2 protein-coding genes and 2 pseudogenes are annotated in these 2,385 nt (G+C 64.8%); all 4 read left to right on the forward strand.

Annotated features, from left to right (window positions below; genetic code table 11):
* Nucleotides 1-403 (forward strand): annotated as a pseudogene (locus tag AABA86_RS33345) (peptide ABC transporter substrate-binding protein); the annotation flags it as partial.
* Between the two features lie 29 nt (nt 404-432).
* Complete coding sequence (locus AABA86_RS33350) at nt 433-1,374, forward strand: ABC transporter permease (protein ID WP_338309763.1); 942 nt, start codon at nt 433-435, stop codon at nt 1,372-1,374.
* Entirely contained in the window at nt 1,340-2,257 is a 918-nt protein-coding gene (locus tag AABA86_RS33355; RefSeq protein WP_028139904.1) for an ABC transporter permease, read from the forward strand. The genes AABA86_RS33350 and AABA86_RS33355 overlap by 35 nt, the downstream gene beginning before the upstream one ends.
* Nucleotides 2,257-2,385 (forward strand): annotated as a pseudogene (locus tag AABA86_RS33360) (ABC transporter ATP-binding protein); the annotation flags it as partial. The gene AABA86_RS33355 and the pseudogene AABA86_RS33360, both read left to right, overlap by 1 nt.

Raw genomic sequence — 2,385 nt, forward strand, 5'->3', positions numbered from 1 at the left:
GTTCTTCTCCTCCGACGTCGCCAACCCCGACACCTATCCGAAGTTCTACGCCGACATCGAGATGTTCCAGATCCCGCTCAGCCAGCCGGATCCGTCGCAGCACATGCGCCGCTACCTCTCCACCAGCGCCGCGACCAAGGAGAACAAGTGGCAGGGCACGAACTTCCCGCGCTGGGTCAACAAGGACTATGACGCCGCGATCAACGCGGCCGACATGGAAATGGACCCGGTCAAGCGCGCGGCGCTCTACATCAAGGCCAACGATCTGATGTGGGAAGACACGGTGTTCATCCCGGTGCAGCATCGTCTGAAGGTCGAGGCGGCCGCCAACAATCTGCGCCCGGTCGTTTCCGGCTGGGCCAACGAAACCGACAATCTGTTCGACTGGTACCGCGAGGAATGATCCCCCAACTCTAGACGGGGCCTTCCCTCATGAGCCAATACGTCCTGCGTCGCCTGCTGATCGCGATTCCGAGCCTGCTCGGAATCTCGGTCGTGCTGTTTGTCGTGCTCGCGCTTGCGCCCGGCGATCCGTTCTCCGAACTGGCGACCAATCCGAACGTGCCGCCGGAAGTGCAGGCGGCGCTTCGGGCCAAGTTCGGCCTCGACGATCCGATCCACCTTCGCTACCTGCACTGGCTCAACGCCATGCTGCACGGCGACTGGGGCTTCTCCTTCGTCAGCCGGATGAACGTCGACACGCTCATCCTCCAGCGCCTGCCGGCCACGCTCTACGTGATCNNGCTGCTGATCGCGATCCCCGTCGGCGTCTATGCGGCCACGAAGCCCTATTCGCTGTTCGACCAGATCGCCAACACGCTCGCCTTCGTCGGCTTCTCGCTGCCGACGTTCTTCACCGGCATCCTGTTCATCCTGATCTTCTCGGTCACGCTGGACTGGCTGCCTTTCGTCTACACCACCGACATCAAGGGCACCGGCATCCACTGGGTGCTGGAGATGATCCGTCAGGCGATCATGCCGGTGGCGGTGCTCGGCCTGTTCCAGGCGGCGTCGATGACGCGTTTCGTGCGCTCGGCGATGCTCGATGTGATCCGGCTCGACTATGTCACCACCGCCCGCGCCAAGGGGCTCGGGCAGGCCAAGGTCATCGTCAAGCATGTCATGCGCAACGCCATGATTCCGGTCGTGACGTTGATCGCGCTGCAAATGCCCGCGGTGTTCGGCGGCGCCATCGTCACCGAGCAGATCTTCCGCATTCCCGGCATCGGCTCGCTGCTGATCTCCTCCATCCTTTCCAACGACACGCCGGTGGTGATGGCCGTCACCTTCGTCTTCGCGTGTCTCGTCGTGCTGTTCAATCTCATCGCGGACGTGCTTTATGGCTGGCTTGACCCTCGCATCTCCCTCCGCTGAGCGGCGCGTCTACTCGCCCTGGCGCGAGACGTGGCGGCGCTACAGCCGCCACAAGCTTGCCGTGGTCAGCGCGTTCCTGCTGCTCGTTCTGATCCTGGCAGTGGTGCTCGGCCCCTTCGTCTGGCGGGTCAAGATCGACGACATCGACATCGTCGCAGGCATGCAGGGGCCCTCGCCGGCCCATCCCTTCGGTACCGACGATCTCGGGCAGGACATCCTCGCCCGCATGATCTATGGCGGGCGCATCTCGCTCGCGGTCGGCCTCGCCGCGATGCTGGTCTCGGTCTTCGTCGGTGTGCTGATCGGCGCGCTCGCCGGCATGTCGCGCGGTGCGCTCGGTCACGGGCTGATGTGGCTTACCGATCTGTTCCTGTCGCTGCCGCAATTGCCGCTGCTGCTTCTGCTGATCTATCTCTTCCGCGACGGCCTGAAGGCCGCGTTCGGTCCGGAGGGCGGCATCTTCATCCTGATCGTGCTCGTGATCGGGGGCCTGCGGTGGATGCCGGTGGCGCGGCTCGTGCGCGCCCAGTTCCTGTCGATCCGCGAGAAGGAGTTCGTCGAGGCCGCGCGGGCGCTCGGGGCGAGCCCGGTGCGGCAGGTGGTGAAGCACATCCTGCCCAATGCGCTCGGTCCGGTGATCATCGCCGGCACCATCGACGTCGCCGCCGCCATCATCGCGGAATCGACGCTGTCCTTCCTCGGCCTCGGCTTTCCGCCGGATACGCCGACCTGGGGCCGGCTGCTCTATGACGCCAAGGACTTTCTCGACATCGGCCCGCACTGGGCGCTGTTTCCCGGCGGCGCGATCTTCATCGCGGTGGTCGCCATCAACTTCATCGGCGACGGCCTGCGTGACGCGCTCGATGCGCGACGGGTGATCTGATGGCGCCGCTGCTCGAGATCAAGGGACTGAAGACCCACTTCTCCACGGACGACGGCATCCTCCAGGCCGTCGACGGCGTCGACATCTCCATCAACCGGGGCGAGACGCTCTGCGTCGTCGGCGAATCC

Source organism: Bradyrhizobium sp. TM233, from assembly GCF_036247965.1.
GTDB lineage: Bacteria > Pseudomonadota > Alphaproteobacteria > Rhizobiales > Xanthobacteraceae > Bradyrhizobium > Bradyrhizobium ottawaense.

Bases quoted from the DNA above. Each gene is read 5' to 3' on its own strand.
- AABA86_RS33355 (WP_028139904.1), top strand. From the start codon at position 1,340: ATGGCTGGCTTGACCCTCGCATCTCCCTCCGCTGAGCGGCGCGTCTAC.